This window comes from Haloferax sp. KTX1 (genome assembly GCF_902410085.1).
Lineage (GTDB): Archaea > Halobacteriota > Halobacteria > Halobacteriales > Haloferacaceae > Haloferax > Haloferax massiliensis.
Window position 1 is genome coordinate 188014 of record NZ_CABPRH010000002.1, and the last position, 19840, is coordinate 207853.

Here is a 19840-nt window from a genome sequence, read left to right on the forward strand (position 1 = left end):
GAAAGTACGGCGGGAGCCTCAGACGGGCGCGGTCGTGAGGATGGCGGCGAGGCCGAACAGCACGCTGCCGAGGAGCACCGAGACGACGAAGTGGATGGTCACCACGTACGCCGACAGGCGGTTCGACCGGCCGTAGAGATACTTGACGAAGCCGAAATCGAGACCGATTGCGAGCGCGAGCGCGACGAAGGAGTTCCAGCCGAAGGAGGTGAAGACGACGGCGACGGCCGCCGGGACCGGCCCGACGGCGAACGCCTTCTTGAGTTCCACGTCGCCGAGGACGTTCCGCGCGGCGATGTGGGCGGTGAGAGAGAGGAACAGCGCGAACAGCGCGAACGTTCCGGCGACGGCCGTGACCGGCGCACCGGCGGCCGTCTGCAAGGTGAGCGCGTCCATACCGGCCCGTGGGACGCGACTGACTTAGGTTCGGTCGATTCGGTCCCGGTCGCGCGGCGCGGCCGGGCGACCCGGCGCGTTAGAACGACCCGTTCAGGAGACCGAGTTCGGAGAGCCGCGAGATGATGACGTCGACCGCCGCCTCGGCGTCTTTCGGCTGTTTGCCGCCCGTGATGACGAGTTTGCCCGACCCGAAGAGGAGGGCGACGACGCTCGGTTCGTCGAGGCGATAGACGAGGCCGGGGAACTGCTCCGGTTCGTACTCGATGTTTTCGAGCCCGAGACCGATGGCGATGGCGTTGAGGTTCAGGTTCTCGCCGAGGTCCGCGCTCGTGACGATGTTCTGAACGGTGATTTCGGGGTCGTCGTCGACGGGAATCTGAAGCTCGCGGAGCTTGTCGAAGACGATTTCGAGGCTCTCGTGGACGTCGTCAGTCGACTTCGCGCCGGTGCAGACGATTTTCCCGGACCGAAAGATGAGCGCCGCGGACTTCGGGTCCTGCGTGCGATAGACGAGTCCCGGAAACTGCTCGGGGTCGTAGTCGGCACCCTCGAGGTCCATCGCCACGCTCTGGAGGTCGAGCTCTTGGCCGATTCCCGTGGAGGCGACGACGTTTTCGATGTTGATTGTGTCCTTGGGGTCGGTCATACAACGATTTAAGTCACGTATTTAAGGGTTAAAAAGATTGGTGCGAGGGAATGACAGTTTACGTGCGGCGGCGAATAATCCGGACGTTTCGGACGGTGACGACCGCGCCGAGAACTGTCAGTGAGAATGGAACTGCGAGGCGAGCGACCGACGGTCTGAGCGCCCAGTAGGCGGCGAGGAACAGCGCGATTGAGACGAGTTTCAACGCCGCGAACGAGCCCGGACCGGGGTCGCCGCCGGAGACGCGTCGCACGATGGGGTTCCCTTCCTGCACGCCGGCCATCCTGACTCCGAGGACGGTCGTGACGTAGTCGCCGAGCCCGTAGGCCAGCGCCGCCGCGCCCCAGAGGATGGCGTCGAGAGCAGCCATGCGGGTGAATTCGGAGCGGCCGGTATAAGTCTCGCCGTCGTCGGGGTGTCGCGGTCAGCGGCAGCGCGGCCGGTCGGTGGCCGGCGACGACCGATACCCTCATTTCCGCGGCCCGTCAGGTCCGAGCGTGTACGGACTGGAACTCGCCGGCGAGGAGGACGCCTTCGCCGCCCGCGAGGCCGAGTCGGCGGCGACGGGCGTGACGGTCGTCGCCCCCGGCCTCGCCACCGCCCGCGGCGTCGACCCAGAGCACGCGAGGCGACTCGCCTACACCCGTCGCGTCGTCGAACTGGTCGGCCGCTGCGAGCCCGACGTCGACGCCGCCCGCGCCGTGGTCGCGGCCGCGAACGTCGACCGCGAGGGGACCGTCGCCGTCCGCGCCCGCGACGTGCGAGGGCTCACCGATATCAGCACGACCGACGCCGAGCGCGAACTCGGGTCGGCGCTCGTCGACCGCGGCTTCGGCGTCGACCTCGACGACCCCGACCACGAGCTTCGGGTCTACTTCTCCGAGGACGCCTGTCTCGTCGGCTGGACCGCCGTCGAGGCCGTCCGCGACTTCGCCGACCGAAAGCCGACCGACCGACCGTTCTTCCAGCCGGGAAGCATGGCCCCAGTGGACGCCCGCGCCTTCGTCAACATGGCCGGCGCGGAGCCCGGTGCCCGGATTCTGGACCCGATGTGCGGCACCGGCGGCGTCCTCCTCGAAGCCGGGTTGGTCGGTGCCGACGTGGTCGGCGTCGACGCCCAAGCGAAGATGGTCGGCGGCGCGCGGGAGAACCTGCGTCACTACGTCGGCTCCGGCGACGTGGTCCGCGGCGACGCCACCGCGCTCCCCTTCGGCGACGACTCGATGGACGGCGCGGTGTTCGACGCCCCCTACGGCCGACAGTCGAAAATCGCGCGCCACTCGCTTTCGGACCTCGTCGGCGGGGCGCTGGCGGAGGTCCGCCGGGTCGCTCCGAAGTGCGTGATGGTCGCCGACCGGTCGTGGACAGAGGAGGCGGAAGACGCCGGCTGGGAGGTCGAACGGGTGTTCGAGCGCCGAGTCCACCGGTCGCTGGTACGGTACGTGCATCTGCTGCATCGGTAGTCGGAATCGGCGGCCGACTAGCCATCGCAGTCAACAGTTTCAATTCAGTCACCCGACATAACTATCCGCCAGCGCGTCGAAGCGAACGCATGTTGCGTCCGGTTCGAAAAGCCGTCACCGAGGCGTACGACCCCGACCCGCGATCGATGGTCATCGTCGCGATGGGGTCGTCGTTTCTGCTGTTTTCGCTCCTGTCGTCTCACGAGTCGAGTCCGTACTACCGGTTCGCCCTCGTGGTGGCGGTCCTCTCGCTCGTCGTCTCGCTGGTGATGCTCGCGGTCGAGACGCGCCGGTGACCGAAGTGGCCGAAACCGCTACAACTCGACAGTTTCCACGGTGACCTCGCCGTCCGAGCCGACCCGTAGCGTCACGAACTCGTAGTCCTGAATCCGCTCGTCGTACGCCACCTCGCCGTCGACGAGGAGCGTCACGTCGCACGTCTCGGCGTCGACCTCCCGAGTGAGCGTCTCCGTCTCGCCCGGCGAGAGTTCGACGTCGCCCTCGCGGCACGCGGGCTTCAACACCACCTCGCCGGAGAAGCCGCCGCTGACCGCGACTTCGACCATCTCTGACCCCTCGCAGAACTGCGGCCACCCGCACTCGTCCGTGGTGGTCGCCGTCTCGGTCTCCGTTTCGGACGAGGATGCGGAGGGACTACCGAGACACCCGGAGAGGAGAGCGAGCGAACCGAGAGACGTGAGGACCCGTCTGCGCTGCATGAGCGATAATTCAGATATCATGGTAAGTGCCTTGTGCGAGTTCGGTCCGGTCCACTCGATGATGCTGCGACGTCCGGTCCCGTGAACGTCGAGGTGCGAGAACCGTCGGACTCAGAAGCTCGGCGACCCGACGCGCGTTCTCCGCCGGTACAGGTAGTACGACAGAAGGGGTACCGAGACGACGAAGAGGGGCGAAAACACACCACCGACGAAGTGAATCAGCCCCGCGCCGACCCAGAGCCAACTCGGTCGCCACGACACGGCCGACTCCCGCACCGCGTACAGGTCGATACCGAGCGAAATCGTGACCAAGAGACCGACGAGGAGGCCGATGAGGTCCACGATAATCACGATGGCAACGAAACTGAGCATCATCGCCTCGGATGCGAATCGACCGGTGGGCACGACTCCCCACGCGCCCAGAAACATGAGGACGCCGAGGAGGACCGAAATCGGAAACAGGGCGACGCCGTACCACCACGGCGACGGCGTCCGTGCGGAGGGCTGGGACGGTTCGTGGACTGTGGAGGACATGACGCCCGCAACGCGCCCCATGTGTTAATTCTTTGTCATTACAGCAGGAGACGTTGATGCATCACTCCCGCCGAGCCAGCACCGTCTCGCCCGCCCGCACCGACCCGCCTTTCTCGACGACCACGTCGTCGGAGCCGTACTCCGGCGGCAACAGCACGTCCGCCCGCGAGCCGAAGTCGATGTGGCCGAGTCTCTGCCCGCGGACGAGTTCGTCGCCCGGCGCGACGTACGAGTGAATCCGGCGGGCGAACGCGCCGGCGATGAGCGACACCTCGTGGTCGCCCTCGTCGGTGTCGAGTTCGATATCGACGCGCTCGTTGCGGTCGGAGTCCTTCGAGAACGCCGGTTTGTGCGCTCCGGGGCGGTGGGTGACGGTTCGGACCGCGCCGGAGACGGGCGCGCGGTTGACGTGCACGTCGGTGACGTTCATGAACACACCCACGCGGACGCGGCCGTCCTCGACGCGAATCACTGAGACGCGCCCGTCGGCGGGGGCGACGACGCCCGATTCGTCCGGTGGCGAGCGCTCGGGGTCGCGGAAGAACCAGAGGACGAACGCGCCGACTGCGAGGAGTGCGGCCCCGAGCGGCGGGAAGACGACCGCCGCGACCGCCGCGCCGACGAAGGCGGGGAGCGCGAACCGTCGGTAGCCGGGTGCGAACCGCATCTATGCCTCGCCGCGGACGTCCGCGCCCCAGCTCGTGAGGAGGTGGGTGAGGTGCAGTCGGTCGTCGAGGCCCGTCGAGATGTCGAGGTCGACCTGTCCCGCGAGTTCGTGCAGGCGGGCGAGTTCGCCGTCGGCGAACCGCTCGGGCGTCGAGTCGGCGACGCGGAGGACGTCGCGGAGGAGCTCTTGTCCCTCGTAGCCCTCGTCGTCGAGGAGCGTCGTGAGGGTCTTGCGGGCGTCCTTGATGTCGCCCTCGCGGGCGTTGATGAGGAGCGTCTTCAGCTCGTCGTCGAAGCCGACGTCGCCGAGAGCGGCGTGGACCGTTGACATGGTGACCTCGTCGGCCTCGGTGGCCGTCCGCTGGGCCGAGAGCACGGCCTTGCGGACGTTCCCGTTCGAGGCGTCGGTGAGGAACTGGAGGCCGCCGGCGTCGTAGTCGACGCCCTCGGCGTCGAGGATGTCCGCGAGGAGGGCTTCGAGCGCCGCGTCGTCGGGCGCGGGCATGGGGACGGGGAAACACCGCGAGCGAATCGGCGGGATGAGCTTCGAGGGCTGGCGGGTGGTGATGACGAACTGCGTGGTCCGGTGGTGCTGTTCCATCACGCGGCGGAGCGCCTGCTGGAAGTCCTCGCGGATGGACTCGGCGTTGTCGAGGACGATGGTCTTGTACTCGCCCGACATGGGGGCGTAGCTGGCGGATTCCTTCAGCACGCGGTTTATCATGTCGCGTTTCGCCATGCGACTGCGGCCGTCGAGGAACTGCTCGAACCGCGGGTCGGCGCGAATCTGCTTTTTCGTCCGGTTGAAGAAGTCCGCGACGTTGAGTTCGATGAGGTCGTTTTCGGGGTCCGAATGCGCCTCGTGAGCCAGCGCGCGGACGGCGGCGGTCTTGCCGACGCCCGGCGGGCCCTGCACGACGAGGTTCATCGGTTCGTCCACGGCGCGTCGGAGGCGGTCGCGGACCTCCGGCTGTGGGAGGTCGTCGAGCCCCGGCGCGTGCGTCTCGGTCCACAGCGGCGCGTCCATTGGACTCCGGTAGCAGACGGTCGGGTAAGAATCGGTCGGTCCGGGGCGTCGGGCGGAGTCGGATTCCCTGTGGGGCGAGCGCCGAGGCCGCGACGGATTCGACGCACGTTTAGTCCCGCCGGTATCAGTGTGGTGCATGTCCATGCGCGCGACCTTCCTCGGGACCGGCGGGGCCGTCCCCACCACGGCGCGTGCGCCGAGCGCGTTCCTCGTGAACCGCGACGGCGAGCGCCTGCTGTTCGATTGCGGGGAGGGCACCCAACGCCAGATGATGCGCTACGGGACCGGGTTCGGCGTCAGCCACCTGTTCGTCACCCACCTCCACGGCGACCACATCCTCGGCATCCCCGGCCTGATTCAGACGCTCGACTTCAACGACCGCGACGCCTCGCTGGCCATCCACGGCCCGCCGGGGAGCAAGCGCCACCTCGAAAAACTCGTCCACGCCGGCGGCTACCAGCCCGGCTTTCACGTCTCCGTCCACGAGGTCCGCCCCGGCAACGTCGCCTACCGCGCCGACGACTACGAGGTCCGCGCGTTCGACACCGAACACCGGACCGCCTCCGTCGGCTACGCCCTCGTCGAGGACGACCGCCCCGGCCGGTTCGACCGCGAGAAGGCAGAGGAACTCGGCGTCCCGGTCGGCCCGGCGTTCGGCCGCCTCCACGCCGGCGAGGACGTCGAACTCGAAGACGGAACCGTCGTGCGCTCCGAGCAGGTCGTCGGCGACCCCCGGCCCGGCCGCACCGTCGTCTACACCGGCGACACCCGCCCGCTCGACTCGACCGTCGAGGTCGCCCGCGACGCCGACCTGCTCGTCCACGACGCGACGTTCACCGACGAGGAGGCCGAGCGGGCGAAACAGACCGCGCACTCGACCGCGCGCGAGGCCGCTCGAATCGCCCGCGACGCCGACGTTCGGCGGTTCGCGCTGACGCACGTCTCCGCCCGGTACGCCGCCGACCCGAGCCCGCTTCTCGAACAGGCCCGCGAGGTCTACGACGGCGAGGCGTTCGTCGCCGAAGACGGGCAAAAACTGGAGGTTCCGTACGCCGACAGCGACGGCGGCGGAGCCGAGACCGGCGAGTAGCCCGCGGAGCCGCGGTACGCTTTTCTCCCGCCCGCGCACACCCGTCGGTGTGCCGCAGAACGCCTTCCACACCGTCGACGTGTTCGCCACGGCGAAGTACGCCGGGAACCAGCTCGCCGTCTTCGAGGACGCGGACGCGCTCAGTTCCGACCAGATGGCCGCGCTCGCCAACGAGACGAACTTCTCGGAGACGACGTTCATCGAGGGCGGGTCGCCCGACGACGGCTACGACGTTCGTATCTTCACGCCGGACGGCGAGATTCCGTTCGCTGGACACCCGACGCTCGGGACGGCCGCCGTCCTCCGCGAGCACTTCAGCGCGGGCGACGAGGTGACGCTGAACCTCGGCGTCGGTCCGATTTCGGTCGAGGTTCGGTCCGACGGAAGCGACAGCGAGCAGTACTGGATGACGCAGAACGCGCCGGAATTCGGCGCGGAACTCGACCGCGAGACGCTCGCGGAGGTGCTGTCGCTCGGCGCGGCCGACTTCGACGCGGACTGGCCGATACAAGTGGTCTCGACCGGCCTCCCGGCGGTGATGGTGCCGCTCCGCGACCGCGACGCGCTCGCCCGGAGCGAGGTGTTTACCCCGGCGTACCGGTCGTTCTTCGACGACGTGGGGGTCGAGAACCTCTTTCTGTTCTGTCCGGACCCCCGCGACGACGCGAACGACTTCGCGGCGCGGATGTACGCGCCCGGCCACGGCGTCGCCGAGGACCCCGCGACCGGGAGCGCGAACGGCTGTTTCGCCGGCTATCTCGCCCGCCATCGCTACTTCGACGACGAGGTCGAGGTCACGGTCGAGCAGGGCTACGAGATGGGTCGGCCGTCGCACCTCCACCTCGAAGCCGAGGACCGGGGCGACGAGGTGACGGTCCGCGTCGGCGGGCGCGTCGAGTTCGTCTCGGAGGGGAGACTCGTCTGAGCGGCCGCTGAACGGGCCGCCGAGCCAAAAAACGAGGGGGGTCAGTCCCGGTGGGCGTCGCAGACCGGGTTCTCGCCGTCGTCGAGGAGGACGACCGGAACCCCGAGGACGACCCACTCGCGGACGTAGCGCCGGCGCGTCGTCGCGGGCGACCCGCACTCGACGCAGGCGACGTCCGCGGACTCGACGGCCGACTCGATGATTCTCGTCCGCGGGCCGACGGCCGTCCGTGCGTACGCCGGCCGTTTGGACAGGAGCGCCACGAGCGCCGCGGCGACCGCGAGGCCGACGACCGGCAGGACGAACCGACCGACGCCGGAGCGCGCGAGGACGCCGACGATGACGAGCAACGTGACCGCGACGGCCAGTTCGCGGAGGAGACGCATCGGCGCGTCAGGCGCTCGTCTCGTTTTCGGAGCCGGACGAGCCGGCGGACGACCTCGACGACGCCGAGGACGCGTCCGACGACGAACCGGCTGACGAACCGCCGGACGACCCCGACGAGGACGAGCCGTCGTTATCGAGCGACCGGACGAACTGCGGGTAGCCGCCGTCGCCGACCGGGATGTAGACGGTGTCCGTCTCGTCGAGCTTCTCGATGTACTTCTGGGCCAGCACCTCGTCGGACAGCGACTCCGCGAGGATGCGGTTGGCGTCCGCCTGCCCCTGTGCCTCGATGCGCTTGCGCTCGGCCTCCAGCTCCTCGACGGCGAGTTCGTCCTGCTTCTGCTGGCGGCGCTGTTCGGTGATTTCCTTCTGTTCGACCGCTTGGGCGTACTCGGCGGGGAGTTCGACGTTGCGGACCTGCACCGCTTCGAGGATGAGGCCGTCGTCGGCGAACTCCTCGGCGAGTTCCTTCTCGGCGGCGGCCTTCAGTTGGGTCTGGCCCTCGCCGGTGTAGATGACGGTGACGGGGAGCCGACCGGCCTCGGTCCGGAGCACCGACCGAATCGACGGGCGAATCAGGCGCTCCTCGGCGGTGGCGAGCGTCCGGTAGTTGCGGTAGAACTCGACCGCCTGCCCGGCGTCGATGCGGTAGCGGACGGTCACGTCGATGTCCGTCCGGAGACCGTCTTCGGTCAGGACCGTGATGGCGTCGTCGCCCCGCCTGTCGCCTTCGCTCGTCGACGACGACATCGTGTACGACTGCGGTCGCACCGACAGCGACGAGGTCGACTGCGAGACGGGGTTGACGAAGTGCGCGCCGGGTTCGAAGACGGTGCCGGTGGTCGCGCCCCACTTCTTGACGACCTTGACGTTCCCCTCCTCGACGGGTTCCCACGCGAGGAGCCCGGCGATGGGGGCGGCGATAAGCAGGAGGGCGACGACACCGATGAGGGCGATGCGCGTCAGCGACCGGGAAGTCACCGACGGCGGGTCGGGGATATCAGAACTCATCAGTTCCATTTCAAATAGCTGAGACTTGTTTGTTTCGTGTAAGTCGGGGGTTCTCTGGAGTCGACGGACGAACGTCGCGCAAACGCGCGACCCGAACCGAGTCGAGACCGGTCACCGGCGTGGAGTATATATTCGGCGCGGCCCTAGTCGCCGTCGTGAACGACCGGACGAGTGCGCTCGACTCGGTCGTCTTCGGCGTCGACATCCAGAGCGGCGATATCCGCGGCGACTCGCCGTCGTACGCGCTGGTCGTGTTGGACACCCGAGACACCGAGTCAGACGAGGTCCGAATCGAACGAGACGTGGTCTCCTTCCGCAAGTTACGCCGACTCATCGAGCGCGACGAACCGCGCGTCGTCGCCACGGACAACATGTACGAGTTGGCGACCGACAAGGACGATTTGGTCCGCTTCCTGCGGTGGCTTCCCCACGGGACGCAGTTGGTGCAAGTGACCGGCGCAGAACGCCCGGAACCCCTGTCTCGGGTCGCCTCGCGCCACGGCGTCCCCTACGGCAAAGACCCGATGAAGGAGGCCGAGGCCGCGGCGCGCCTCGCCCTCGGCAACGTCGGCTACGAGGTCGCCGCCTTCGAGAACACGACGACCGTGAAGGTCTCTCGCGGCCGCTCGACCGGCAAGGGCGGGTGGAGTCAGGACCGCTACACGCGCCGCATCCACGGGTCGGTCAAACAGCAGTCCCGCGAGGTCGAGTCCGCGCTGAAGGAGGCCAACCTCGACTACGAGCGGGACGTGACCGAGAAGTACGGCGGCTACTCGCAGGCGCTGTTTACCGTCGAGGCGCGGCCCGAGGACATCCCCGTGTCCACCCACCGCTCGGGGGACACCCGCGTCGAAATCGAGCGCGAGCGCCGCGACGGCATCGAGTTCGAACCGCTCGTGAAGCGCCGCGACCGCGTCATCGTCGGTATCGACCCCGGCACGACCACCGCCGTCGCCGTCGTCGGCCTCGACGGGCGCGTCCTCGACGTGCACTCGACGCGCACCGCCGACACCGCCGCCGTCATCGAGTGGCTCATCGAGCGCGGGCGACCCAGCCTCGTCGCCGCCGACGTCCAGCCGATGCCCGAGACGGTCGAGAAGTTCCGCCGGAGCTTCGACGCCGCCGGCTGGGCCCCCGCGAGCGACATCCCGGTGGACGAGAAGCTCCACCGGACCCGCGAGGTCGACTACGACAACGACCACGAGCGCGACGCCCTCGCGGCGGCGCTGTTCGCCTTCGACGACCACGAAGACCAGTTCGAGCGCATCTCCCGGAAGGTGCCCGCCGACGTGGACCGAGAGGAGGTCATCGCCCGCGTCCTCGGGAGCGAGGAGTCGGTCGAGGCCGTCCTCCGCGAGATGGACGACGACGGGGGCGAATCCGGCGGCGACGACGCCGACGAGGAAGCCCACGAGGAACCCGAACTCACGCCCGAGGAACGCGAGATTCGGGAGTTGCGGTCGCGGGTCGAGCGCCTCGAATCGCACGTCGAGGACCTGAAATCGACCATCGAGGAGAAAGACGAGACCATCGAGGAGTACAAGGAGGAGCTCTCCGACGCCCGCCGCGAGGAGCGCCGCGAGGCCCGCGAGCGCCGCGAGGTCACCCGGCTCGAACGCGAGAACGGCCGGTTAGAGCGGACGGTCGAATCGCTCGAATCCGACAAGGCGGAGCTCGCGGACAAGCTCGACCAGCTGAAGTCGCTGTGGAAGCTCGACCACTCGAACTTCGCGGACGTGAACGCCGACGGCAACTTAGTGCCGGTCAAAATCGTCGAGCAGTTCACCAACGGCGCGCTCGACCACACCGTCGAGGAGTACGGCATCGCCGCCGGCGACGTGGTCTACCTCCGCGACGCCAGCGGGGCCGGGCGAACGACCGCCGAGCGACTCGCCGAGTTCGACCCCAAGGTCGTCCTCCGGTCGGGCAATCTCTCGGAGGTCGCGGACGAGGTGCTGTTCGAGGCCGAGATTCCGGTCGCGCCCGCCGACGGCGTGACGATACGGGAGATAGACGAACTCGCCGTGGCGAAGGAGTCAGAGGTCGAGTCCGCCATCGCCGATTGGGAGTCGCGGGCGGAAGAACGACAGAAAGAACAGCGTGAGGAGATGGTCGACCAGATAATCTCCGAACACCGCGCCGAGAACCGGCGCGGATAGCGTCGAGTCGGACTTTCAGTCTGTCGCGTCGCCGCCGACGACGACGGCCACCACGAAGTACAGCGCCACCCCGACGAGCGGGACCAGGAAGGCGAGCACGGCCCAGAACGTCGCGTTTCGCCCTTTGAGCGTCGCGTCCTTGTGGACCCGGTACGGCAGGTAGACGTGAACGGCGAGGAAGTAGACGGCGAAGCCGAGGATGTACGGGAGGAGGTCGCCGCCGCGGACCGACGCCCACATCACCGCGAGCAGGCCGAAGACGACGAGGATGAGCGCGGCGAAGATGATTGCGGGCGCACGCGTCGTGGTTCCTGAGTCGGACATCACCCGGTGTTGGGACCGGTGGGTGTTGTCCGTTTCGCCCGCGAGCGGCTTCCAGAAGTCATATCCCACGTCCCCGACTCCGAACAGATATGGACGCATACGACCTGATCACTCGGAACGCCTCCGAAGTGGTCACGGAGGACGAAGTGCGCGCGCTGGCCGACGACCCCGAGGGCAAGCGAGCGTACGTGGGCTACGAGCCCTCCGGCGTCCTCCACATCGGTCACATGCTCACCGCCAACAAGCTCATCGATCTCCAAGCGGCGGGCTTCGAGGTAGTCGTCCTCCTCGCGGACGTACACGCCTACCTCAACGGCAAGGGCACCTTCGAGGAGATCCGCCAGACGGCCGAGCGGATGAAAGAACAGTTCATCGCCTACGGACTCGACGAGAGCCAGACGGAGTTCGTCCTCGGCTCGGAGTACCAGCTCGACGAGAGCTACGTCCTCGACCTGCACGCGCTCGAACTTGAGACGACGCTCTCGCGCGCCGAGCGCGCTATGGCCGAAATCAAAAGCGGCGACGGCGTCACCGTCGCGCAGGCTGTCTACCCCATCATGCAGGCGCTCGACATCGTCTACCTCGACGTGGACCTCGCCATCGGTGGGATGGAACAGCGCAAGGTCCACATGCTCGCCCGCGACACGCTCCCGAGCATCGGCGAGGAGTCGCCGACCTGCATGCACACGCCGCTCATCGCGGACCTCGGGACAGGCATCGGCAAGATGTCCTCCTCGGCCGGCGTCACCATCTCGATGGAGGACACCACCGAGGACATCGAAGACAAGGTCAACGGCGCGTTCTGCCCGCCGACGGCCGACCCCGACCCGACCGACGAGGGCGAGGAACGCGAGAACCCCGTCCTCCAAATCTTCGAGTACCACGTCTTCCCGCGCTTCGAGCGGGTCGTCGTCGAGCGCCCCGAGCAGTACGGCGGGAACCTCGACTACGACGACTACGAGTCGCTGGCGGCCGACCTCGAATCCGGCGAACTCCACCCGGCCGACGCGAAGGGCGCGCTCGCCGACTACCTCGACGAACTCATCGAACCGGGTCGCGCGAAGATCGCGGAGTGAGGAGAGAACGGGAGTCGCGGCGTCGTCAGGCCATCCCGAACATCTTCATGACGCCCTCGGCGAGGCCGCTGGCGACGAGGCCGAGTCCGGCGACGACGAACGCGAGCCCCGCCGCGACGACGGGTGCCTGAGAGGCGACGATACCGATACCCAAGAGCAACGAGACGACGCCGGCGATGCCTTTCGCACCGAGTTTGTCGAGCATATCACGACGGCGTTTCGGGACCGCCCTAAACGCGTCGTTCCGTCGGACGCTTCCTACCGGCCGAACGTCGGCGGATTTAACCATGCCCACGTCGAACGCTCGCGCATGAGCGACGACGAGAACGAGAGCCGCCGAGACCTTCGAATGCCGAACGACGACGAAGTGTTCGCCGTCGTGACGAACATGCTCGGGGCCAATCGTATTCGCGTCCGCTGTGCCGACGGCGTCGAGCGGACCGCTCGCATTCCCGGACGGATGCAGAAGCGTATCTGGATTCGAGAGGACGACGTGGTGCTCGTCGAACCGTGGGACTGGCAGGACGAGAAGGCCGACGTGTCGTGGCGCTACGAGAAGTCCGAGGCCGACCAGCTCCGCCGCGAAGGCCACATCCAGTAACGCGCCCGAGACAGCGCCTGATTGTCCCCCGAACGACGCCGAACCCGGAGCCTGTGCCCTTTTCATCTCGTCTCCCGTAGCCCTAGTCCAATGACTGACGAGTTCGGCATGGTCGAACCCCAGGAGGGCGAGGCGTTCGGCGACGAGTGGGAGGAGATAGACGTCTCCGACGACGAGGCGGACCGCATCGCGCGCCGCAAGGACCGCGACTTCGACGAGTTCCGGATGCGGTTGAAGGACGCCGACCAGTTCAAAGTCGAGCAGTCGGTGTTCGACGACGCGACCTTCGCCGCCATCTACAAACTCGTCCAAGACGGGCACATCGACGCGTTCGGCGGCCCGATTTCGACGGGCAAGGAGGCCAACGTCTTCGAGGCGCTCGGCGAGGACGACACCGACGTGGCGGTCAAGATATACCGCATCAACGCCTCCGACTTCCGGCACATGCGCGACTACCTCGAAGGCGACCCGCGCTTCGAGAACATCGGCCACGACAAGGGACAGGTCGTCCGCGCGTGGGTCAGAAAGGAGTTCGCCAACCTCGAACGCGCCCAGCGCGCCGGCGTGCGCGTGCCGAAGCCCATCGCGGTCCAGCGGAACGTCCTCGTGATGGAACTCGTCGGCGTCGTCGACGACCGGGCGCGACGGCTCTCGGAGGTTCGCGTCGAGAACCCACAGACCGCCTACGAGGTCGTCCGCGAGTACATGCGCCGACTCCACCGCGCCGGTCTCGTCCACGGCGACCTCTCGGAGTACAACCTCATCATCCACGGCGGCGAACTCGTCGTCATCGACCTCGGGCAGGCCGTCACGGTCCACCACCCCAACGCCGAGGAGTTCCTCCGGCGGGACTGCCGCAACGTGGCCAACTTCTTCCGCCGGCAGGGGGCCGACGCCGACGGCGACTCGCTGTACGAGTTCGTCACGGCCGACGAGGACGACGAAGACGAGTAGCGACACAGACCCGCCGCGAGACGGGTGTGAGACCGAGACACGCGGCGACCCGCCGAGCGAACGCTTAAACCACTCCGACGGGTATCGAGTGATATGCAGCACGTCAAGGTGCCGCAGGACCGTATCGGTGTTCTCATCGGCGAAGGTGGCTCGACGCTCCGAGAGATAGAGAGTCGCGCGGAAGTCCGACTCGACGTGGACTCGGAGAACGGCAGCGTCGCCATCGACAGCGTCGGCGACCCCGTGCTCGGCATGGTCGCTCCCGACGTGGTCCGAGCGGTCGGCCGCGGCTTCGCCCCGGAGGACGCGATGGCGCTCCTCGACGACGACATGATGATGTTCGAACTCATCGATATCGACCGGCACACCCGAAACAAAAACGACATGCGGCGGCAGAAGGGCCGCCTCATCGGCGAGAACGGCCGCACCCGCGAACTCATGGAAGAGCTGACGGGTGCCGACGTGGTCATCTACGGCTCGACGCTCGGTATCATCGGCCAGCCCGAGGAGGTCGAGGCCGTCCGCCGTGCCGTCGAGATGATTCTCGACGGCGCGCCCCACGGCGCGGTGTACTCCTTCCTCGAACGGAAGCACAACGAACTGACCCAGGGATTCAACGTCCGGCAGAACAACTGAGACGCCACCGCCGACGAGTCCACCGCCGACACGGCACTCGCCCGCATCGTCTTTTCACCGCGCCCGCTTCGAGACTGGCGAGGCGACCCGCCGGAAACCGGGGATAAACCCGCAAAATCGACCGCCCTCGACGGGACACGACCGCCCCACCGTGTTGCGTTTTGACATACCAATAAGCGAAGCTTTTTTATAGAATCACAAACAATCAGGCGATGACTATGAGCCAGCGAATGCAGCAGGGTCAGCCCATGATCATTCTGGGCGAAGACTCGCAGCGCACATCCGGACAGGATGCGCAATCGATGAACATCACGGCCGGGAAGGCCGTCGCAGAGGCCGTACGCACGACGCTCGGCCCCAAGGGGATGGACAAGATGCTCGTCGACTCCGGCGGGCAGGTCGTCGTCACGAACGACGGCGTCACCATCCTCAAGGAGATGGACATCGACCACCCCGCGGCCAACATGATCGTCGAAGTCTCCGAGACCCAGGAGGACGAGGTCGGAGACGGCACGACGACGGCCGTCATCATCGCCGGCGAACTCCTCGACCAGGCCGAGGAGCTCCTCGAATCGGACGTCCACGCGACGACCGTCGCGCAGGGCTACCGCCAGGCCGCCGAGAAGGCCAAGGAAGTCCTCGAAGACAACGCCATCGAGGTCACGGAGGACGACCGCGAGACCCTCCAGAAGATCGCCGCGACGGCGATGACCGGCAAGGGCGCGGAGTCCGCGAAGGACCTGCTCGCCGAGCTCGTCGTCGACGCCGTGCTGGCCGTCAAGGACGAAGGCGGCATCGACACGGACAACGTCTCCATCGAGAAGGTCGTCGGCGGCACCATCGACAACTCCGAACTCGTCGAAGGCGTCATCGTCGACAAGGAGCGCGTCGACGAGAACATGCCCTACGCCGTCGAGGACGCGAACATCGCCATCCTCGACGACGCGCTGGAAGTCCGCGAGACGGAAATCGACGCGGAAGTCAACGTCACGGACCCCGACCAGCTTCAGCAGTTCCTCGACCAGGAAGAAAAACAGCTGAAGGAAATGGTCGACAAGCTCGTCGAGGTCGGCGCCGACGCCGTCTTCGTCGGTGACGGCATCGACGACATGGCCCAGCACTACCTCGCCAAGGAGGGCATCCTCGCGGTCCGCCGCACGAAGTCCTCCGACCTCAAGCGTCTCGCCCGCGCGACGGGCGGCCGCGTCGTCAGCAGTCTCGACGACATCGAGGCCGACGACCTCGGCTTCGCCGGCTCCGTCGGACAGAAGGACGTCGGCGGCGACGAGCGCATCTTCGTCGAGGACGTCGAGGATGCGAAGTCCGTCACGCTCATCCTCCGCGGCGGCACGGAACACGTCGTCGACGAGCTCGAACGCGCCATCGAGGACTCCCTCGGCGTCGTCCGCACGACGCTCGAAGACGGGAAGGTCCTCCCCGGCGGCGGCGCTCCCGAGACGGAGCTCTCCCTGCAGCTCCGCGAGTTCGCCGACTCCGTCGGCGGCCGCGAGCAGCTCGCCGTCGAGGCGTTCGCCGAGGCGCTGGACATCGTCCCGCGCACCCTCGCCGAGAACGCCGGTCTCGACCCCATCGACTCCCTCGTCGACCTGCGCTCGCGCCACGACGGCGGCGAGTTCGCAGCCGGCCTCGACGCCTACACGGGCGAGGTCATCGACATGGAAGAAGAGGGCGTCGTGGAGCCCCTCCGCGTCAAGACCCAGGCTATCGAGTCCGCGACCGAAGCCGCTGTCATGATTCTCCGCATCGACGACGTCATCGCGGCTGGCGACCTCTCCGGTGGCCAGACCGGCGGCGACGACGACGAGGGCGGCGCGCCCGGCGGCATGGGCGGCGGCATGGGTGGCATGGGCGGTATGGGCGGCATGGGCGGCGCAATGTGAGCGCCCCAGTAGGCCACCACACACCCACACCCTGACCTCGCATCGACTCGAATCGTCGGCCGAATTCACGCTGTTTTTTGCGGCTTCACGCCCGTTAGCGTCTGCTTTGTCAACCCACGCGTCGGTTGGGACGCCGTTAATCGAGCGCCCGCATCGTGCCGTCGTCTGACGCCGCGAGACGGCGGTCGTATCGGTGACTGATTCGCAACAGAAGTTGACAAATATCTATAAAACGTCCGGAACGGTTCGTGAAACGCCGGTACTCGTCTCTATACTTATCTCCGGTGACAGCCTCTATCAGCGTGTATGTCCTCTCCCGAGCCCTCGGCGGACGCCGCTGCCTCGGACGCGGCCACGCCCGCGAATCGACCGCCGTTTCTGGCCGTCGTCGCACCCCGCATCTCCGAGGCGGCGGCGCTCGCGACGACGCTCCTCCCCGGTGTCAGCCTCGTAGTCCGCGCGCCCCGTAGTGCCTCCCCGTCGAACCTCCGCGCGACCCTCGCCGCGATGCGGCGGGCCGGCGCCCCGCTCGTCGTGGCGACCGATAGCGCGGCCGCCGTCCGCGACGCCGACCGCGTCCACGTCGCCGACGGCGGCGTCGTGGTGGAGTCTGGCCCGCCGGACGACCTCCTCGCGGTCCCCGGCGTCTACGCCCGGCGCTACGGTACCGAACTCGGCGCGAACTTCGCCGGCCCGGGAAAAGACGTCGACGACGAGTGACCGTCGAGCCGACGCTCGTTCCTCCGGTTCGCCCCAACGTTCACCACCGTTCCCGTGGTAGCGGTACGTATGGGAGACAGGGCGTGTTACCGCGAGTTCTGTCCGGACTGCGACGCGCCGGTGACTATCGTCGACGACGAGTGCCCCGAATGCGGTCGGGAGTTGGCAGTCGTCTGAGAACCGGCGTCACTCGGAGGCTCGCGCGTCGATGTGGTGGACCGCGTGCGGGGAGAGATACCGGCCGCCCGGGACCTCGACCCAGCCGTTGACGAGCACGCGAACCGGCCCCTCGTGCAGCACGGACTCCATCTCGGCGTCGCCGTAGACGACCGCGTCGTCTATCGTCTGTTCGAACCGACCTCCGAACGGGGAGTCGGACGCGAAAACCATACAAGAGACAATTCGCCGTCACGTATTGAGAATAACGGCGAATCGCGGCGTTCACGACGATTCGGAAGCGTCTGCACCCGCGCGACGAGCGAGGAAATCGACTAGCGCCGACACCACGAGCAGGGCCGCGACGAGTTGGAGGCCGCGGGCGACGTCCAGTCCGAGCGACGCCGCGATGCCGAATCTGTCGATGACGTAGAGCGTCGCGGCGACGAGTCCCAGACTACCGAACAGGGGTCTCGCGAATCGGCCGTCGAGGCTCGTCGCGAAATTGTAGGCGGCGACGCCGAAGACGACCGCCGCGGCGACGATGCCGAGAACGTCCATGGGAAGTGTATCGTACCTCCCGACCAAGAAAATGTTGTCTTTCTAACTCGACTGGCCAACGACTACCCGGGAGCAGGCTCCGATAGTCGTCGAGAACAGAGACAGTTTAGGGCTGGAGAAGGCGAGACCGCCGACGCTGTCGCTCGGCGGACAGTCACAGCAACAGAGCGCGACGGAGCAGACAGCAAAAGAGCGCGACGACCAACCAAAAGAGCGCGACGGGCCGAAGGCGACGAGCGAGCGCGACGGGATTCGAACCCGCGACCATCGGATTAGAAGTCCGACGCTCTGTCCGACTGAGCTACGCGCCCTCGATGCCCACAAACCGGCCCTGCAAGAAAAACGAATCGGGTTCTACCCGTCCCGACCTACCCGTCGAACCGGTACAGCGACGTGACCGCAGGGAGCCGGTTGAGCATCCAGATGCCGACCGGGAGGCCGATGATGGTGAGCGTGAACAGCACCGCCACGTTCGCCCAGACCCAACTCAGCCACCAGCCGACGAACACGAAGTAGACGGCCCGAACGATGATTGACCGCTGGCCCCGAGACGAGTCGGGTTCGAGCCGGGATTTCGGCTCTTTCAACGAGAGCACCGTCGGCACGAGGTTGATGAGCGCGACGCCGAGCGGGATGCCGATGACGGTCGCGTTCAGGAACCACGCGACGTTGACGACGGCGGGCGTCGCCCACCAGCCGACGAAGACGAACCAGATGGCGCGGACCACGAACGAACGCTGAGACATACGCGTAGTACGCGGGCCGAGGCGAAAAGCAGCGGGGTGGGGTAGAGCAGTGAGGGAAGACGAAAACCCGCCACCCGAAGCGACGTGAAGGGAGGCTTTAACAGCGCCAACGCGGTAACACCGGCTATGAGAGTCATCGGGACGGTCGGCCTGCCGGGAAGCGGCAAGGGCGAACTCGCCGAGGTGGCCCGCGAAGCGGGCGTGCCCGTCGTGACGATGGGCGACGTCATCCGCGAGGAGTGTCGCGAGCGCGGCCTCGACCCCGCGACGGACCACGGGAAGATAGCGACCGCGCTCCGCGAGGAGGAGGGCGACGACGCCATCGCCGCGCGGTCCCTGCCGATGGTCGAAGACCACCTCGAATCGAACGACGTGGTGGTCGTCGACGGGCTTCGGTCGGGCGTCGAACTCGACCGCTTCCGGGAGGCGTTCGGCGACGACTTCGTCCTCGTGAGCGTCGAAGCGCCGTTCGAGACGCGCGCCGAGCGCCTGCTCGACCGCGACCGCGACGACAGCGACACCGACGTGGAGGCGCTCAAAAAGCGCGAGCGCCGCGAACTCGACTTCGGGATGGGCGACGCGATGGACCGCGCCGACGTGGTCATCCAGAACACCGGCACGCTGGCGGAATACCGCGAGACCATCGCGAAGCTGTTCGAAGAAGGGCCGGAAGCGGTCGCGGAGGCCGACGCGTGAGCATGGTTTACAGCGTCGACGTCCGCATCGAGGTGCCCGTCCGCGACACCGAGGTGACGGACCGCGTCGGCGACGCCGTCGAGAACATCTTCCCCGGCGTCGAACTCGACCACGAACCCGGAAAACTCGTCGGCGAGACCCACGAACTGGAGCGCTTCTCCGAGCGCCTCCACGAGCAGGCCATCCTCGACACCGCCCGCCGCGAGTTCGCAAAGCGCCGGGACGACGACGGCTTCTCGTTCGCGCTGAAAAAACAGGCCGCGTTCAAGGGCGTCGTCAACTTCTCCGTCGGCAACCCCGACGAACTCGGCGACATCGAGGTGCACGTGACCGTCCGCGACCCCTCCGTCGACGAGGTCATCGACTACATCGCGCCGCCGACCGAGGACGGGCGACCGGTGGACCCGAACGACCGCTAAACCGGAGCCGAAACCGAGGCTGAG

Annotated in this window: 27 protein-coding genes and 1 tRNA gene; 13 read left to right on the forward strand and 15 right to left on the reverse strand. The window is 67.4% G+C overall.

The features are described 5' to 3' along the window. Positions 1–18: 18 nt before the first annotated feature. From FY251_RS05150 to FY251_RS05160, 3 genes are all read right to left on the reverse strand, one after another. Entirely contained in the window at positions 19–396 is a 378-nt protein-coding gene (locus tag FY251_RS05150; RefSeq protein ID WP_148413750.1) for a hypothetical protein, read from the reverse strand. A gap of 79 nt (positions 397–475) precedes the next feature. Then, complete coding sequence (locus tag FY251_RS05155) at positions 476–1045, reverse strand: TATA-box-binding protein (protein ID WP_148413751.1); 570 nt, start codon at positions 1043–1045, stop codon at positions 476–478. A 58-nt stretch (positions 1046–1103) separates the two neighbouring features. Further along, positions 1104–1415, reverse strand: coding sequence for a DUF5658 family protein (locus tag FY251_RS05160; protein ID WP_148413752.1), 312 nt, complete (start codon positions 1413–1415; stop codon positions 1104–1106). A gap of 136 nt (positions 1416–1551) precedes the next feature. On the opposite strand from FY251_RS05160, the gene FY251_RS05165 reads away from it, so the two are divergent. Then, complete coding sequence (locus tag FY251_RS05165; protein ID WP_148413944.1) at positions 1552–2508, forward strand: methyltransferase domain-containing protein; 957 nt, start codon at positions 1552–1554, stop codon at positions 2506–2508. 89 nt (positions 2509–2597) lie between these two features. Then, a complete protein-coding gene (locus FY251_RS05170; RefSeq protein ID WP_148413753.1) occupies positions 2598–2804 on the forward strand; it encodes a hypothetical protein in 207 nt (68 codons plus the stop codon). A gap of 18 nt (positions 2805–2822) precedes the next feature. On the opposite strand, the gene FY251_RS05175 is transcribed toward FY251_RS05170, so the two are convergent. The 4 genes from FY251_RS05175 to FY251_RS05190 all read right to left on the reverse strand — a co-directional run bounded on the left by FY251_RS05175 (position 2823) and on the right by FY251_RS05190 (position 5454). Continuing rightward, the gene (locus FY251_RS05175; RefSeq protein ID WP_148413754.1) at positions 2823–3227 is read right to left on the reverse strand and encodes a hypothetical protein; all 405 of its coding nucleotides are present in this window, start codon (positions 3225–3227) and stop codon (positions 2823–2825) included. Between the two features lie 111 nt (positions 3228–3338). Next, the gene (locus FY251_RS05180; RefSeq protein WP_148413755.1) at positions 3339–3761 is read right to left on the reverse strand and encodes a hypothetical protein; all 423 of its coding nucleotides are present in this window, start codon (positions 3759–3761) and stop codon (positions 3339–3341) included. A 61-nt stretch (positions 3762–3822) separates the two neighbouring features. Further along, complete coding sequence (locus FY251_RS05185) at positions 3823–4428, reverse strand: protein sorting system archaetidylserine decarboxylase (protein ID WP_148413756.1); 606 nt, start codon at positions 4426–4428, stop codon at positions 3823–3825. Continuing rightward, entirely contained in the window at positions 4429–5454 is a 1026-nt protein-coding gene (locus FY251_RS05190) for an AAA family ATPase (protein WP_148413757.1), read from the reverse strand. Positions 5455–5596: 142 nt separating this feature from the next. Between FY251_RS05190 and rnz the strand changes: the two genes are divergently transcribed. After that, complete coding sequence (gene rnz / locus FY251_RS05195) at positions 5597–6544, forward strand: ribonuclease Z (protein ID WP_187367352.1); 948 nt, start codon at positions 5597–5599, stop codon at positions 6542–6544. A gap of 49 nt (positions 6545–6593) precedes the next feature. After that, the gene (locus FY251_RS05200) at positions 6594–7469 is read left to right on the forward strand and encodes a PhzF family phenazine biosynthesis protein (protein ID WP_148413759.1); all 876 of its coding nucleotides are present in this window, start codon (positions 6594–6596) and stop codon (positions 7467–7469) included. A 41-nt stretch (positions 7470–7510) separates the two neighbouring features. On the opposite strand, the gene FY251_RS05205 is transcribed toward FY251_RS05200, so the two are convergent. Both FY251_RS05205 and FY251_RS05210 read right to left on the reverse strand, forming a co-directional pair. Further along, positions 7511–7855 (reverse strand): hypothetical protein, encoded by a 345-nt coding sequence (locus tag FY251_RS05205; RefSeq protein WP_148413760.1) that lies wholly within the window; start codon positions 7853–7855, stop codon positions 7511–7513. A gap of 7 nt (positions 7856–7862) precedes the next feature. Then, on the reverse strand, positions 7863–8867 hold the full coding sequence (locus FY251_RS05210) for a prohibitin family protein (RefSeq protein WP_148413761.1): 1005 nt from the start codon (positions 8865–8867) through the stop codon (positions 7863–7865). Between the two features lie 155 nt (positions 8868–9022). Here FY251_RS05210 and FY251_RS05215 point away from each other — a divergent pair, with 155 nt between their 5' ends. Then, a complete protein-coding gene (locus tag FY251_RS05215; RefSeq protein ID WP_148413762.1) occupies positions 9023–11026 on the forward strand; it encodes a DUF460 domain-containing protein in 2004 nt (667 codons plus the stop codon). 15 nt (positions 11027–11041) lie between these two features. On the opposite strand, the gene FY251_RS05220 is transcribed toward FY251_RS05215, so the two are convergent. Then, a complete protein-coding gene (locus FY251_RS05220; protein WP_148413763.1) occupies positions 11042–11419 on the reverse strand; it encodes an ATPase in 378 nt (125 codons plus the stop codon). A gap of 20 nt (positions 11420–11439) precedes the next feature. On the opposite strand from FY251_RS05220, the gene FY251_RS05225 reads away from it, so the two are divergent. Continuing rightward, on the forward strand, positions 11440–12426 hold the full coding sequence (locus FY251_RS05225) for a tyrosine--tRNA ligase (RefSeq protein WP_148413764.1): 987 nt from the start codon (positions 11440–11442) through the stop codon (positions 12424–12426). A 25-nt stretch (positions 12427–12451) separates the two neighbouring features. Here FY251_RS05225 and FY251_RS05230 read toward each other — a convergent pair whose 3' ends face one another. Continuing rightward, positions 12452–12631 carry a hypothetical protein gene (locus tag FY251_RS05230; protein ID WP_148413765.1) on the reverse strand — a complete coding sequence of 60 codons (180 nt, stop codon included), beginning with the start codon at positions 12629–12631 and terminating at the stop codon, positions 12452–12454. A 105-nt stretch (positions 12632–12736) separates the two neighbouring features. Between FY251_RS05230 and eif1A the strand changes: the two genes are divergently transcribed. The 5 genes from eif1A (at position 12737) to FY251_RS05255 (ending at position 17238) form a co-directional block, all read left to right on the forward strand. Further along, complete coding sequence (gene eif1A, locus FY251_RS05235) at positions 12737–13027, forward strand: translation initiation factor eIF-1A (RefSeq protein ID WP_004045248.1); 291 nt, start codon at positions 12737–12739, stop codon at positions 13025–13027. Positions 13028–13117: 90 nt separating this feature from the next. Beyond that, positions 13118–13981: a serine/threonine-protein kinase Rio1 gene (gene rio1, locus FY251_RS05240; protein WP_148413766.1), complete on the forward strand. Its 864-nt coding sequence runs from the start codon at positions 13118–13120 to the stop codon at positions 13979–13981. Between the two features lie 93 nt (positions 13982–14074). Further along, positions 14075–14617 carry a KH domain-containing protein gene (locus tag FY251_RS05245; protein WP_058568368.1) on the forward strand — a complete coding sequence of 181 codons (543 nt, stop codon included), beginning with the start codon at positions 14075–14077 and terminating at the stop codon, positions 14615–14617. 248 nt (positions 14618–14865) lie between these two features. Then, positions 14866–16518, forward strand: a complete 1653-nt coding sequence (gene thsA / locus FY251_RS05250; protein ID WP_148413945.1) for a thermosome subunit alpha — start codon at positions 14866–14868, stop codon at positions 16516–16518. Between the two features lie 306 nt (positions 16519–16824). After that, complete coding sequence (locus FY251_RS05255) at positions 16825–17238, forward strand: ABC transporter ATP-binding protein/permease (RefSeq protein WP_148413767.1); 414 nt, start codon at positions 16825–16827, stop codon at positions 17236–17238. A 186-nt stretch (positions 17239–17424) separates the two neighbouring features. Here the strand turns inward: FY251_RS05255 and FY251_RS05260 are convergent, their stop codons facing one another. The 4 genes from FY251_RS05260 to FY251_RS05275 all read right to left on the reverse strand — a co-directional run bounded on the left by FY251_RS05260 (position 17425) and on the right by FY251_RS05275 (position 18701). Then, positions 17425–17628 carry a hypothetical protein gene (locus FY251_RS05260; RefSeq protein ID WP_148413768.1) on the reverse strand — a complete coding sequence of 68 codons (204 nt, stop codon included), beginning with the start codon at positions 17626–17628 and terminating at the stop codon, positions 17425–17427. Positions 17629–17679: 51 nt separating this feature from the next. After that, the gene (locus FY251_RS05265; RefSeq protein ID WP_148413769.1) at positions 17680–17955 is read right to left on the reverse strand and encodes a hypothetical protein; all 276 of its coding nucleotides are present in this window, start codon (positions 17953–17955) and stop codon (positions 17680–17682) included. Positions 17956–18192: 237 nt separating this feature from the next. Then, a tRNA-Arg gene (locus tag FY251_RS05270) sits at positions 18193–18266 on the reverse strand. A 57-nt stretch (positions 18267–18323) separates the two neighbouring features. After that, on the reverse strand, positions 18324–18701 hold the full coding sequence (locus FY251_RS05275) for a YccF domain-containing protein (protein WP_148413770.1): 378 nt from the start codon (positions 18699–18701) through the stop codon (positions 18324–18326). Positions 18702–18827: 126 nt separating this feature from the next. On the opposite strand from FY251_RS05275, the gene FY251_RS05280 reads away from it, so the two are divergent. Further along, the gene (locus FY251_RS05280) at positions 18828–19397 is read left to right on the forward strand and encodes an AAA family ATPase (RefSeq protein ID WP_148413771.1); all 570 of its coding nucleotides are present in this window, start codon (positions 18828–18830) and stop codon (positions 19395–19397) included. A gap of 2 nt (positions 19398–19399) precedes the next feature. After that, the gene (locus tag FY251_RS05285) at positions 19400–19816 is read left to right on the forward strand and encodes an RNA-binding domain-containing protein (RefSeq protein WP_148413772.1); all 417 of its coding nucleotides are present in this window, start codon (positions 19400–19402) and stop codon (positions 19814–19816) included. The last annotated feature ends 24 nt before the right edge of the window (positions 19817–19840 follow it).